The sequence below is a fragment of the Bacteroidota bacterium genome (genome assembly GCA_016706865.1).
Classification (GTDB): domain Bacteria; phylum Bacteroidota; class Bacteroidia; order Chitinophagales; family BACL12; genus UBA7236.
The window spans coordinates 1,974,516-1,988,969 of the sequence record JADJIS010000003.1 but is presented as its reverse complement, the minus strand read 5'-3'; the positions used below and the strand labels follow the sequence as shown (position 1 = coordinate 1,988,969).

Annotated in this window: 6 protein-coding genes; 3 read left to right on the top strand and 3 right to left on the bottom strand. The window is 32.2% G+C overall.

The window, feature by feature from the left end; translation table 11 throughout:
• Positions 1–43: 43 nt before the first annotated feature.
• The 3 genes from IPI31_17875 to IPI31_17865 all read left to right on the top strand — a co-directional run bounded on the left by IPI31_17875 (position 44) and on the right by IPI31_17865 (position 9,525).
• Positions 44–3,079, top strand: a complete 3,036-nt coding sequence (locus IPI31_17875; protein ID MBK7569692.1) for a hypothetical protein — start codon at positions 44–46, stop codon at positions 3,077–3,079.
• Positions 3,076–9,039 (top strand): DEAD/DEAH box helicase, encoded by a 5,964-nt coding sequence (locus IPI31_17870; GenBank protein ID MBK7569691.1) that lies wholly within the window; start codon positions 3,076–3,078, stop codon positions 9,037–9,039. The genes IPI31_17875 and IPI31_17870 overlap by 4 nt, the downstream gene beginning before the upstream one ends.
• 162 nt (positions 9,040–9,201) lie before the next feature.
• Positions 9,202–9,525: a hypothetical protein gene (locus IPI31_17865; GenBank protein ID MBK7569690.1), complete on the top strand. Its 324-nt coding sequence runs from the start codon at positions 9,202–9,204 to the stop codon at positions 9,523–9,525.
• Between the two features lie 19 nt (positions 9,526–9,544).
• Here the strand turns inward: IPI31_17865 and IPI31_17860 are convergent, their stop codons facing one another.
• Genes IPI31_17860 through IPI31_17850 form a run of 3 tightly spaced genes read right to left on the bottom strand, consistent with a single transcriptional unit; the run spans position 9,545 to position 14,443 of the window.
• Entirely contained in the window at positions 9,545–10,579 is a 1,035-nt protein-coding gene (locus IPI31_17860; protein ID MBK7569689.1) for a DUF4238 domain-containing protein, read from the bottom strand.
• Between the two features lie 14 nt (positions 10,580–10,593).
• Positions 10,594–13,569: an HsdR family type I site-specific deoxyribonuclease gene (locus IPI31_17855; protein ID MBK7569688.1), complete on the bottom strand. Its 2,976-nt coding sequence runs from the start codon at positions 13,567–13,569 to the stop codon at positions 10,594–10,596.
• Complete coding sequence (locus IPI31_17850) at positions 13,559–14,443, bottom strand: HNH endonuclease (GenBank protein MBK7569687.1); 885 nt, start codon at positions 14,441–14,443, stop codon at positions 13,559–13,561. Before IPI31_17850 ends, IPI31_17855 begins: the two co-directional genes overlap by 11 nt.
• Positions 14,444–14,454 lie beyond the last annotated feature (11 nt).

The window sequence follows — 14,454 nt, the reverse complement described above, 5'->3', positions numbered from 1 at the left end:
ATATCGATAAAACTAAAGTAATAAGGTACAAAAAATACATAAAGTGATAACTGAAAATGAATATTTAGAATTAAAAAAGTATTTTAAGCAAATCAACTATTTCACTAGGTTAGATACGTTTAAATGTGCTGATTACTATGCTGGTTGGTGGAAGTTTGAATATGAAGAGGGAAAACCTTCTAAGGAAGCCATATTTAATTCTTTAAGCCTAGAGGAAAATTACACTTCTGCGGAAGAATTTTTCAAATGTGCAAAGAATGGTGGATATCGACGTGGATTAAATTGGATTAGAACTGAAAACACTCTATACTTTCGAACATTACTTTTGCAAGGAAGAATTCCGATTAAAAGTTTGAAAAGATTTAATACATATTGGACAAGGTTCCTTATTAAAGTTATTGAAAAAAGACCCAACGATATTAACGATATTTCAAATGACCATGACATTATTAGTCTTCTGCCCCTTTCAACAAGAAATGATGGGGTTTATGAATCTGCTGTTGAAATTTCAAAAGCAATTTGGGAGGATTCAGAAGAGGGTAAAAAATTATTGGAAATTCTAGAGCAAAATGATCAAAAAGATCTTGTAAATTCATTAAGAACAGAAAAAGAGAAAATAAGGGCAAGAAATCATACTCTGATAAAAATAAAACCATTTTGGGAATTAAATATACTGAGCGATAATAATGCTGAAATTTCCCTAAAGCTTAACTTGCCAAACAAATTGGTAAAGGAGGCATTTGCAAATTTAATTGGTTTAGAATTAAATGAGCTTGCAAATTCATATAATTTATTTTGCGATGATTATTTACAAGCAACTTATAAAAGGAATTTAAATGGAGATTACCTCAGATACTCCACTTCAAACATCCCAATGTCATGGAATACCCATATGGACAAAATTCCACTAATATTTTTTGCAAATAATGAGGGAACCAAATATTATATCGCAAATCAATTAAAAACAGTACCCTCACTTTCGAATAACTCGTTTTGGGTTCCAATGGAGGAAAATAGATGGATGATGATACCTGGAAATACTTTTAAGGGTGAAAAGGCTTTCTTATTGACTAAGGAAAATCAATTAATCGACAGCCTAAGTCCTTATTGCCTTAATATCGAAAATTATTCAGTTTGTTTATATGAAATTAATGAAAATTCCATTGTAGAAATAAACGATAAGCTATCTACTAATTTTCAATTGAATAAATCAAATTTCGATTGGGCAATTATTTCTGAAATGCCAGAGTGGCTAGATCGAGCAAATATGGTAGTAGTAAAAAAAATGCCAACAATTTATTTTTATGATGAAGACTACAATAATATCCCACATAAACAAATTAATGTCACATGGAGAAAAAAAGGTGATTTGATTTGGAAAACTGAAAATTTTATTCCTAATGGAATAGTTGAATTGCGATTTGTATACAAAGACTTACTAGAATATGATAGAATCTTTAATATTGGTAATTTCAATTTTAAATATATTAATAATAACGTAACAACTGCGGAAATATTATTTCAGCATGAGCAATTACACTTATCTATTTATAAAAATGATCTATTTGAACTCCAATCTAATGAGGCAAGCAGGATTATTCTTAAATTTAAAAACACAAATCAAATTCCAAAAAAGATTAAAGGCGTAATTTATTATAAAAACGAAGCCTTACAAATTGAAATTTTAACGCCTTCAAATGGAGTAGATATTGTTGATAAAGAGGATAAAATCATGGAGAGTAGGCATGTGTTTATTTTGAATAATTTGTTTGGATTTAGAATTGTTTGCAGCGATAATCAAATTATTAAATTTCGTAATCTTCAGTATCCAGATATTGTTATTAGACAAAAATTAAGTGGAGGTCAGATCCCGCTTAGAAACTTTCAAGGGATTATACAAAAGTTGTTCTTATTAGCAGATTCAATGAGTAAAAGAAATATTGTTAAAATGGAGATTGCGGGAAAAATCTATTTTTTTCAAACCTATAATTCAGGATTAAAGTTTAAAAATGAGGATAATTTACTTCTTTATACAGAGGACAACAGGGTATTAATTCAAATTGTTAAGAATGAGCTTGAAGATTTTAACGTTTTAGAATCAAATTGCACCTTGTTTGCAGTTCCGTTAAATTGCCCTGCTTCCATCATTGATGTGATTGAATTGGAAAAAGTTGTAGATGGGTATTCATTTCCTATTTCTATTAAAGACAAAGAATTCATTGTTTTTGATTATAACCGGGAAATCAACTGCAAAATATTACCCACATATATTTCTACTATTCAAGAGAACTTATTAGTACCTATAGAGAATGAAATGTTGAAAGAAAAAAGGAATATTAGAATAAGTAGCTATGCAGTAACCCTACTTGAAAGTAAAATGAATGATGAGGAGTGGCAAAAACTTTATAAATACCTAAAAATTTGCAAACATTTTAATATACCTTTTTCTGCATTCGATAATATTAGAGCTTCTTGTGCTTCTTCAGAATTAGCTGCAAAATTATTTTTTTATTTAATATTTTATACTGAGTCGGACTATGAGTTTATTGAATATTGTGAGAGGCTTGAAGAAGAATTAGGTTTTAGGTTTCATTGGTGCTCCTATAATTCAATTGGATCTGCTGTAGATTGGACCTTGATTGCCTGGCCGGAAGTGGGTATTGACAATATTTTAAGAAAGGCTAACCTGCACCTCGAAACTAAGTATTTGCACTTTAATAAAAATGATTGGGAAATAGTTACTCCCATTAATAGTGAGATAAATAACATGCGTGCAAGGTTAGGTGAAGCAATAATTAATGAATTACCTTCAAGAAGACCATGGTTGAAAGAGGAAAGAAAAGGTATTATTCCGTTTCCAAATGAAATTCCAAAACTTAAAATTATGGCTAGATGCCCTATTGCAATTGGCCTTATAAAGTGTGATATTTATTCAAGTGAATTACCGGTAAATGATAATAAATTTGATATCTGGGATCATAATAACCATGAGGTTAGACGCAATATAATCTACTGTCAACAGCTTGATCCTGAATGGTACGAATTAGCAGTTACATACACCATAAATAAATTAAAATGAACTTTAAACAATTTTACAACAATTCGGAACAACGGATAATTGATACCATACTCTCTTTATGGGCTACAGGTGATGCTGAAATGCAAACGTACCTTAAAGAAATTTTTGAGGTAGAAAAACTACTTGCGAAACCGGTTTTTCAAAATATGTTTCCATGGGAACCTTCAATTCATAAATTCAAAGATTTAGAATCAATATTCAACTCCGAATTTATTCAAAAACTTGACAGTATTTCTAATCCTGAATATCGTTTTCCTAGTGATAGATATCCTTACTTACATCAAGTAGAAAGTTGGAATGCTGCACTAACTGAAAAAAAATCAATCTTAGTTTCTACGGGTACTGGTTCGGGTAAAACCGAGTGTTTTATGTTGCCTGTTCTATATGATATTTTCACTCAAAACCCCAATTCAAAAGGAATTAATGCAATTTTTCTATATCCATTAAATGCTTTAATTGGAAGTCAGAAAAAAAGGATGCATGAATGGTGCAGGGCATTGGGTAAAATTAAATATGGTGTTTATAATGGTAACACCCAAGAGAAAGTTCCACAAAGTTTGCAAAATCAATCATACCCGGAGATTATCTCTAGAAAAGCTATAAGGGAAAATCCCCCTCAAATTTTATTCACCAATCCCACAATGCTTGAGTATATGCTTGTAAGAGACAAAGATACTCAATTGTTGAAAAATTCTCAAGGGAAATTAAGATGGATTTTGCTTGATGAAGCACATACTTTAACTGGATCGAAAGCAGCAGAAATGGCATTATTACTAAGACGTGTCATTGATGCTTTTGGTGTAGACGTAAAGGATGTTCGATTTGCGGTTACTTCTGCCACTGTTGGCAGTGGCAAGGACGATTCATTAAAGCAATTTATGTCCGATCTATGTGGAATTAAAACTTCACAAATAGTTATTATTTCTGGGAAAAAGGTTCTACCTGATTTTGATAGAAATATCTTAAAACAAATCGACATTCAAGAAAAAATAACACTTACATTAAGAAATAGACTATTTCAGAAAAGTTGTGTGGATTTAGGGGACATAGAAAATATCACCGGCATAAATAACATAAATGAGCAATTGTCTTTAATTGATAAAATGGCTGATATTAGGGATAATGGCCTATCCATTTTGCCGGTTAGAGGTCACTTTTTTGTAAGAAATATAAGTGGATTATATACATGCACTAATCCAAATTGCAATTTGCATCCAAATATGCCAGATTATATGATTGGTTCGCTTACTTCAATTGCAAAGAAGAATTGCTCATGCGGTTATCCCTTATTGGAATTGATTTCTTGCAGAAATTGCGGTGCATTTTTTATGGAAGGTGAAAAGTCTAACAACATTGTTCAACAAAATGCAAAACAAAACAACGATTTCTTTCAAGTAGACGAAATAGATGACGAAGAAGAAGTCCGTAATAATAACAATAGCAGAGTAGAAAGGTTTATTTTAGTTAAGCAGTTGCCAAATAAATCATTTACCAGAGATAACTTAATACCTGTTTCAATTAACAAAGATGCCTCTATTAATTTTATAACTGACGGACCCTTCCATGAAATACTCCCAGAAGAAAACGACCAATGCAGATGCCCTTATTGCTCTAATCGTTTAGATAATCCATTCCACTTTAGATTATCAGCATCTTTTTTAAACCGATTGATGTCGGACCTTATTTTAGAACAAACAAACAATGCCAATCCATTAACAAGCAGTATGCTTTGGAGTGGGAAAAAATATATTTCTTTCACAGATAGTAGACAAGGTACTGCAAAGATTTCAGCATTGATAAATATTGATAGCGAAACGTTTTGGTTAAAATCGCAAATTTATCATTCATTATGTTTAAAGAGAAACCATTTAATTCAAAAGCAATTAATAAATGAAGAAAGAATTACAATTGAAACTCAAATTGAACAATTAAAAGCTGCAATTGCCAAGAATGATTTTCCACCATTTATGTTAGAAACATATAATCAGCAATTAAAACTTAAAATAAATCAGTTAAATCCATCAATACCCTCGGTAAAAGATAGTAGAATTTCATGGAAAGAGGTTCTTGAAAATCACTTCTTTCAGGGAGACGAATTTAAAAATTTATTTCATCACAATGTAGGAGGGAATATTATTACACAAGGTGTAGATTATTTAAAAGCGCTAATTTATAATGAGTTTTCAAGAAGATTGCCTAGAGAAAGGTCTATGGAAAATTTAGGTATGGTTAATGTAGTTTATCCTGCATTAGATAATATTTCTGAACCTAAAATTGCGACTGATTTGGGTATTAAAAATGAGGAATGGAGGGATTTGCTAAAAATTGCATTGGATTATATTATTAGGTATAAATTTCATTATACTATCACTCCGACTGTTAGAGGATTAGCATCATTGAAGCATAAGAGTTTTCCAATTTATCCAAACAATACACAGGTCATAAATGTTACAAAATGGCCAAAATTCGATAAGAATAATATTCGCCCAAATCGATTAGCATTACTTATCTGCGCCGGCCTAAATTTTCATAATCCAACTGATATTGATGATGAAACAGAAGATCAAATTAATGATTTGTTAGAAGAAATTTGGAAAACAATAAGAGGCCAGTTCTTAACTGCAGATGGAACCTCAGATGGGTTAAGATTAAATTTGGAAACTAATGCAGCTTTTGAATTATCTGATAATCTTTGGCTCTGTCCTGTTAAAAAGAAATTAATTGACAAAATTTTTAGAGGTTATTCCCCATGGATTACTGGGCGTTTAGAACCCTCAAATATTGATACATTTAAAGTTTCAACTGAAGTTTCATTTCCTTTATTTCCGTTTCCATTTAACAGAAACCAGATTAATGAATACGACCAAGCATCAACAATTAATTGGATCAATAACGATACCGAAATTAATTCACTAAAAAATAAAGGTATATGGAATGGATTGCACGAAAGGATAATAAATTTTAAACCATTGTACCTTGCAGGTGAACATTCTGCACAGCAAACCAAGCAACGATTAGATCAACTTGAGCAAAAGTTTCAAGACGGTACAATTAATATTTTAAGTTGCTCCACTACTATGGAAATGGGTGTTGATATTGGTGGAATTTCGGCTGTAATTATGAGTAATGTTCCTCCAAGTCCGGCCAACTATTTACAACGTACTGGTAGAGCAGGAAGAAGGGGTGAAAACAAATCATTGGCGTTCACAATCTGTGCTGCAAATCCAATTGGTAATAATGTGTTAAATAACCCAAAATGGGCTTTAGAGCACAAAATTGCACCACCATTACTTGCGTTTAATAGCAAAGCTGTAGTGTTTCGGCATTTGAATGCTTTTTTATTAGGGAAGTTTGTTCAGTCCCAGCTACAAGGCATAAACATTGGTGAAAAATTAGAAGATTTCTTTATTAATAAACTTCCAGACCAAAATGAAAATGCTTCCAACATATTCTTAAAATGGGTGCTACTATTAGATGTATCCCATTACTCCAAAACGATTAACTCTATAATTTTCAATACTCCTTTAAAGGGCTATACTCCGTCTGTAATTATACAAAATGTTTATAGAAATTTTGAGGTGCTTAAAAATGAGACCGATAAAAGGTTTAACAGTTATGAGGAAGCATTAGAACGTTTTTTGGAATTACCTGGTTATTCAGAATCTTCTGCCGCATATAAAGCCGTTAAGTTTCAAAGAAAACAATTTTTTCAAAAAAATTTATTAGCATATCTTTCTGAAGAGGGATTTTTACCTGCAGGTGGAATACCTACGGGTGTTGTCGAATTTAATAATGCCTATATCCAAGATATTTCTAGGGATGAAACTAGAATAAAACAACTTCCTTCATATCATATCACGAGAGCTCTGTCGGAATATGCACCTGGTATGGAAATAGTTATAGATGGGTGGTCATACAAATCGGAAGGGATTTCACTAAAAAATAATTGGGGTGGTAGCTCCACAAGAAATTTATTGCAACATTGTACTAATTGCGGTGCCGAACATATAGTTGAGCATGGGGGAACCCAGATTTCAAAAATTTGTCCAGTTTGCCAAACCAGTTCTCTTTCAGGTATAATTCCAGGGTCTGGATTTACTGAAATTATCGAACCAGCCGGTTTTGCTGTTGATCTATTTGGTGAAAAATCTAGAGAAATTAAAGAAAGCTCTAATATTCAATATGTAGAACCATTGTTAATTGGAGTGGAACCATGGAGCGATGCATCTCATCCAGTTTTTGAATATAGAGACAGTAAAGACAAGGCTGAAATTCTTTATTATAACCATGGTGAGGGTAATGGTTATTCAGTTTGTTTGGAATGTGGGCGCGTAAGTATAAATGCCAGCGACCTTAATAGTCATAGAAGATTAAGAGGTGGAAAGGATAAGGAAAGTAATAGTTCAATTTGCAATGGTAATGAAAATCCATATGCCATTAGAAACAATGTTATGTTAGTAGGCCGCTTTCAAACTGATTTTTTTGAACTAAGATGTAAAGATAATAATGGGAGATTGATTAATGATGAAACAACATTATATTCTATTGGTCAAGCTATTGCCAAAAATTTAACTTCCTTTTTAGGTATTGAAGAACAAGAAGTAAATTTTGGACTTAAAAAATACAAGGGCTTTGGAAGTATTTTTCTATTTGATTCGGCGAAAGGAGGAGCTGGTTATGTTTCCCAGCTTGCCAATTTTTTTGAAGAAGTCTGCAAAGAAACATTAAACCAATTAAAAGAATGCGATTGCAATTCAGCCTGTACAAAATGCTTAATTGACCGAAATTCTCAATACCACATTGATAAACTGAATAGACAAAATGCAATTGAGTGGCTGAAAACAGTTGTTGATACCCAAGTAAGTGAAGAAATTTCAATGATTTTGCCAAACAAACCAAAAAAGTTAATAGGGACAATAAAAGACGATTGGGCACGATTATTTGGAAGGAAACAATTAGAAGAAGTGTGGTTCGTAGTTGACAGCGAAAATATTGATTTATGGGACACTGACAATTTTTTGCTTTTAAATAATATAAAAATGGCTGATTGTATTATAAATATTGTTTTCAGACGAAAACCCACTGAATTTACAATTGACCAAAAACTCACATTGAATCAATTAAAAGTATTTGCAAACATATTTTATACAGATTTCTTTGAAGTTACAAATAAATCTGACTCAAAATTAAGTTTGATTGGCATGGCGAAACTTACGGATAATCAGGTGTTTGAATATTATGCGGACGACTTCTCAGCTGATTTAAATAATCAATGGGGGGACGTAAAAAACTTCTTTGTTTATAAACAAAATTCTGCTGGAAATTGGCCTTTAAATAAATATGAAATTGACTTTCAAAGCATGCAAGTGAATGTTTTCGAAATGTTTTTAAAACCACCCACTAACTATATAGGTTCACAAAACTTATTCAATCATTTTTTTAATGGTTTAAAAATCAACGTAAGAAATAGGCTTGCGAGTAACTTAGCAAATAAAAACGTTGATATTGTTTATTCAGACCGATTTTTAGGAAATCCATTTGGTTGCATGTTACTTTTACAGTTTATTCTGGCACTGAAAGAGATGACTGACGTAAATTCAATTAACTCACTTACGGTACATGTAAAGGATATAAAAAATTATGTTAATCGTCCCAATTACCTTATAGTTGATAACTTCAATAACGACAATGAACGGGAATCATTTTTTCAACGTATAGCAAATGATTGTGGTATTTTAAATTTCAGTATTAAAAATTCTGCAAATCTACCTCATTATCGTTATTTAAATATTAATGTACAAGATGGAAATTCTATCACTATAAGACCTGACGCCGGAATTGAACACGGATGGTTTGTAAAAAACAAAAACATAAGAACCATAGATTTACGAGGTAATGAAAATTTAGATATTCAACAAAAATTAAATAAGGATTTATTATATACCTTGGTATTTAATTAGTATTGTAAAATTACCTGAACAGCTAATTATTAATTGAATTTTATGGCTGAAATATACACCGAAAACCAGATTTATTATATCTATTGTAAAAAAAAGATGTCGAATTATATTTTAAAGTTGTATATTGGCAAATTGATTAATTTTTAAAAAATCACTTAAAGCATGACAAATAAATGGGATGATAAAATTGATGGTATTTTTGTACGAACTGTATTTCGATTAATTAATGGGGTGTTTGATGTATACTTAGATTTTCAGATTTCTACTGCACCTGGAATTGCAACTCATTTTGAGCCCAAATTTATTCATATATCTGATGATATTTTGAAAAAGTTGAAAGAACAATATAAGGGTGGAGATTTTGAAAGTGATGATTTACCAGATTTTCTTGAAGAATATATTAAGCCAAGGCGAAATGTAATTTTTGAACAATATAAATCGTCAAATGCTGATTACTTAAATAATTTAAAAATTAAATTCCAATAAAAATTTTAATCATTTTTAATTAAACATCATTGTTTCGTATTTTTTCCGCCCAAGGACGCATATGGACAAATTTAGATTTATCGAGTATTAATTTCTTAGAGTAATCAGTCATTTTGATCCAATCCATCTGCATTTTTGTTTCAAGTGGTGTAGTAGTAGTAATATGATACGCTGAAGTAGGTGAATCAGGAATTATCGTAGTTATATTTTGGTGAGGTTTTTTGTATGTTTTAGACTTATAATATAAATTAAATATTTTTGATTTTGGCAATTCATTGTTGAAATAAATATTAATTCCACTATTTAGTATTTGAAGCATATTCAACATTTCAATTTCGGATTCCTTGTCAATATTAACTACTCTCTTTTTAGCAGACCCTACCTTATATATACTTTGATCAAAAAAAATTATCAATGTTTTGGGAGATAGTGGAAACATAATTTGTAACCCTAAACTGCTATAACCAGTATTCATTGAGCCAGGTAATATATTTTCTAAAAATTGATTGTATTTAATTACAGGATAATCAGAAGTTACAAAAGGAATGTTTGAACCATTAATAATCAATTTGAAATCCAAATCTGCACATAAATCAATTAGAACTGGCAATGCTGTCAGTGACAAATTTACGGTATTTTCTGTGCGAAGGTCGAATTTTGGGTCAACAACTTCACCTTTTTTATAGATGGAATTGTGCATGGAATTCAGTGACTCAGAAAATTTCTTATTATAATTTAGATTTCTTAAATCTGTAAGTAAAATAAAAAAAAGTAAAAATTTATGTACTTCAGATAATTGCTCTGGCAAATAAAGTGATTTTGCAATATAATTCAGTAATAAGGCGGCCTTGCTTTCAACATCAGCTAAATCTTTTTCCAAAAGGCCATCTGTGCCATAATAATACTTTTTATATGCTTGTGATGCCAGGCTTGCATTTTCTATATATTTTTCATTGTCCTTATTGAATATGTTTATTGATTTATTATTTCTATCAACTGAAAAGTATTTCAGGTAAAATTTCGGAACAAAATGTTGATTTACATGAGATGGCATCTAGTAAGAATAATTTAATAATATTCCTTAATATACTCATATCCCCTATTAAACAACTCCTCATCCTTAATCTGATATTTCGTCCAAAGCACCTTGCGTAATTCCCTTTTCACTTCACGTTCACCTACTGTAGAGTTTTGCCAACCGTCGAACCGAACTACTCTTACAATTTCATCAATGTCATTTACAATACGTTCTACAATTGCAGGTGTTGTTTCTGTTTTTAGTTCAAGGAATAATTCAGTCAATGCGGCTTTTGCATTTTTCTGTGCTACTTCGGGTTCCGTTCCTTTTTCAGCTTGTAATGTTTCTTTTGCTAGTTGACATAGTTCCTTAATGAATTCGATAGAATTTATCAATCCTTTTTCTGCTTTGTCACGAATAGCTTCAAGCCTTTCGCTTAGTCGTTTGAATGTTGGGTGGTTTCCGTGTTTATTTAAACGACTTACAAGAATTTTTAAAACTTTTTCCGCTTGTTTTGGATCTTTCTTGTTCATTAGTTCATCAATCACTTCTGCATTCAAAATCATTTCTTCCATGTCATGATTAATGCCAGAAACGTGAATGTGTTCATGTATGAGTGCTGTTGTCTGTGCCCCTAATGCATGCCATAATAATCTGCCATTGTCATCTGATGCTGGTTTTACGGAAGTATATACTTGCGACAACCATTTGTAATCTTTTTCAAATTGATTTAAAACCGGATCAGGTGAAAGTGCCTCCCATAATTTTGTGAGGCTGCTAAAATCTTTTGCAAATGCATCCCTTTTTTCGTTCGTATTAATACAGTCCTGTGCTTTTGATAAGCCCTCAAAACCTGACAGTGTTCTATCTGCGCCAACAAAATGATTTAAACATTTTTCCATCCATTCAGGAAGTCTGTCTTTCAATTCCTGCAAGTTGGTAATAACAAGTTTCACACTTTCTTCGTCAAATGCCAGTGCTTTTGCCGTATCGTCAAACACACCAAAGTAATCTACAATTCTTCCGAATGTTTTATTCGGGAATAAACGATTGGTTCTGCAAATAGCTTGTAATAGTGTATGATCTTTCAGAGACTTGTCCAAATACATTGTTTGCAAAATCGGAGCATCAAAGCCAGTCAAAAGTTTTGCAGTTACAATTAAAAATTTCAAAGGCGAATCTGCATCGTTGTATTTCTCAACAACTTTTTCCTGTTTGTCTTTGTCCATCGCCCACTTTTGTTTGAAATCATAATCATCATTTGCAGATGAGCTGATTACAACTTCACTAGCTTCGGGATTTATTAATATATCTAATTCTTCTTTATATTGAATACAAGCCTCTCGATCCGGTGTTACAATCATGGCTTTCAGACCTTCAGGTTCTACATGAGCTTTGAAATGTTCTACAATATCGGCAACAATTGTTTTTACTCGTTCAGGTGATTTTAAAAACACAGCCATGTTTGCGGCTTTCTGGCTGAGTTTGTTTCTATCTTCTTCACTCAGGTCGTTTGCCATTTCTTTAAAAGCGATATCCAAACCTTCTTTGTCTATATGATAATTCGGTAAACGGGGCTCAAAGTGTAAAGGCAAAGTGGCATTATCTCTTATACTTTCTTGAAATGTGTAACGACTCATATAACCACCACTGTCTTGTTCTGCACCAAAAGCCCAAAATGTATTTTTATCTGCTTTATTTATTGGTGTACCGGTTAAACCAAATAGAAAAGCATTTGGTAAAGCGTTTCGCATTTTGCGTCCCAAATCACCTTCTTGCGTTCTATGTGCTTCATCTACCATCATAATAATATTGTCCCGCTTATTCATATCGGGATATGCATCTTTAAATTTATGCACCATCGTTATTATGATTTTCCGGGTGTCTTGTTCCAATAGCTTGTGCAATTCTTTTATGCTATCGGTAGTAATCATATTAGGCACTTCAGCAGTGTTAAAGGTTGCAGTTATTTGTGTATCTAAATCAACCCGATCCACAACAATCAATACTGTTGGATTATTTAGGTCTTGTTGCTTTCGCAATTTTTGAGCAGCAAACAACATCAACAACGATTTTCCGGAACCTTGAAAATGCCAAATCAATCCTTTCTTAATTAAACCTTCTCTAACTCGTTGTACAATTGCATTCGCTCCTTCGTATTGCTGATACCGACATACAACTTTTATTTTTTTCTTCTTGCTGTTGGTGGCGTAAATGGTGTAATACTGTAAAATGTCCAACAGCGTTGAAGGCTTTAGTAAATGCGTTAATTGTTTAGCAACATCATGTAAACCGATAAAATGACTTAACTCGTCTTTTTCTTCCTCTATTCTCCAAGGACCCCAAAACTCTAATGGTGTTCTTATACCGCCAATAAATATTTCTTTGCCTTCGGTTGCAAATGAAAATACATTGGGCACAAATAATTGCGGAACGGAATTTTCATACACCACATTAATATCATGTGCTCCATCAAACCATGTAACTGCCGGTCGCACAGGCGTTTTCGCTTCTCCCACCACCAACGGAATTCCGTTGACGAATAAAACAATGTCCGGAATTTTTGTTTCTCTCGCTCTCAATTTAAATTGGTTGCAAAGTATAAAGCTGTTGTTCTTCAATTCGACAAAATCTATTAGGCGAATTGCAACATGTTCATTGTTTTTACCAATTGGAAGCGTTACTTCATTGTGCAACCATTTTGCAAATTCTTCATTGGCTCTAACCAAACCCACATTATTTACGGTAATAAGTATAGCTCTAAGTTTATGAATTACTTCTTCGGCTCGGTCAGGATTTGCGGCTATATCAGGATTGAGTCGGCAAAGGGCTTCTTTTAATTCCTTTTCTACAAACACTTCGGTAATATCTCTTTGCAATAAATCGGCTTGCACATATTTCCATTTTACCGAATCATATTCTACAGCATCTTCTTTTACTACATTACCTTTCACGGAATTTAAGTTCACCCCCGTGAGTTGGTGAATTATGAAATATTCTACTGTATTTTGTTCGTTAAATGCCATTCAAATCTCTATTATTTAAATATAATTCTATTACGATGGCTTGTACTGGAAATGGTAGAATTGGTAGTATCAATTCTTCGAATCTTATATAAATTTGTTTATAGAGCAAGGTGTATTCCGCCGCTGTATTCAATGCCCTGGATCTTATCTTATTCAATACATCATTAAACATTTGTTCAACATCATATAATATTGCTAGTTCAATCATTTCAACACATATATCAATTTCCTTTTGTCTAAAAAAGTTTAAGTCTTTACTATCTAAGCCCATTGTGTTTTTTGTCATTTCACCTCTGCCTTCTGCGTCTATCCCCCTAATTTCACCCTTAAAATTAAATGAAAAGCATACTTCAGGATTGACATATTCAGGATGAATAAGCAAAGGTTCTTCATCAATTAATGGTGAATTTTGATAAAGTAGGGTATCTTGGTCTAATACCTGAGTTAATAAATATGAAGGAGTAAATACTCGATTATGATGTTGATTTATTGGAAATGAATTAAGTTTTGATTCATTGCAATCTTTACAAGTCGGTAATAAATTGGTCCATGAATAGCATAACCAGTAATACCCTAAAGGATTAGGGGCTGGCCCTGTAACCCTCTTTTTCGGTCTAAAATGCTCCACTTGTGGCTTATATCGTTTAGACTCGCAAAAGGCACACTTCCATTCATATAGAGTTCCCAATGCATACGCAACATCTTGTACAACACTTCCATCAGGTAACGTTAATTTTTGACCTCTATAATAATTAGCGGAAATCTTTTTTTTACCCGCATTTATTGTTGTATCAATTCCAGAAGTAATGTCGTTAATTATTTCTGAAAGTGAATTTAAACATTCGTTTGATATTAGAGTTTGCGGAATTGGCATGTGTGTTCTAT

Excerpts from the sequence above, each read along its gene's own strand:
- IPI31_17870 (MBK7569691.1), top strand. The coding sequence starts at position 3,076 with ATGAACTTTAAACAATTTTACAACAATTCGGAACAACGGATAATTGAT.
- IPI31_17865 (MBK7569690.1), top strand. The coding sequence starts at position 9,202 with ATGACAAATAAATGGGATGATAAAATTGATGGTATTTTTGTACGAACT.
- IPI31_17860 (MBK7569689.1), bottom strand. The coding sequence starts at position 10,579 with ATGCCATCTCATGTAAATCAACATTTTGTTCCGAAATTTTACCTGAAA.
- IPI31_17855 (MBK7569688.1), bottom strand. The coding sequence starts at position 13,569 with ATGGCATTTAACGAACAAAATACAGTAGAATATTTCATAATTCACCAA.
- IPI31_17850 (MBK7569687.1), bottom strand. The coding sequence starts at position 14,443 with ATGCCAATTCCGCAAACTCTAATATCAAACGAATGTTTAAATTCACTT.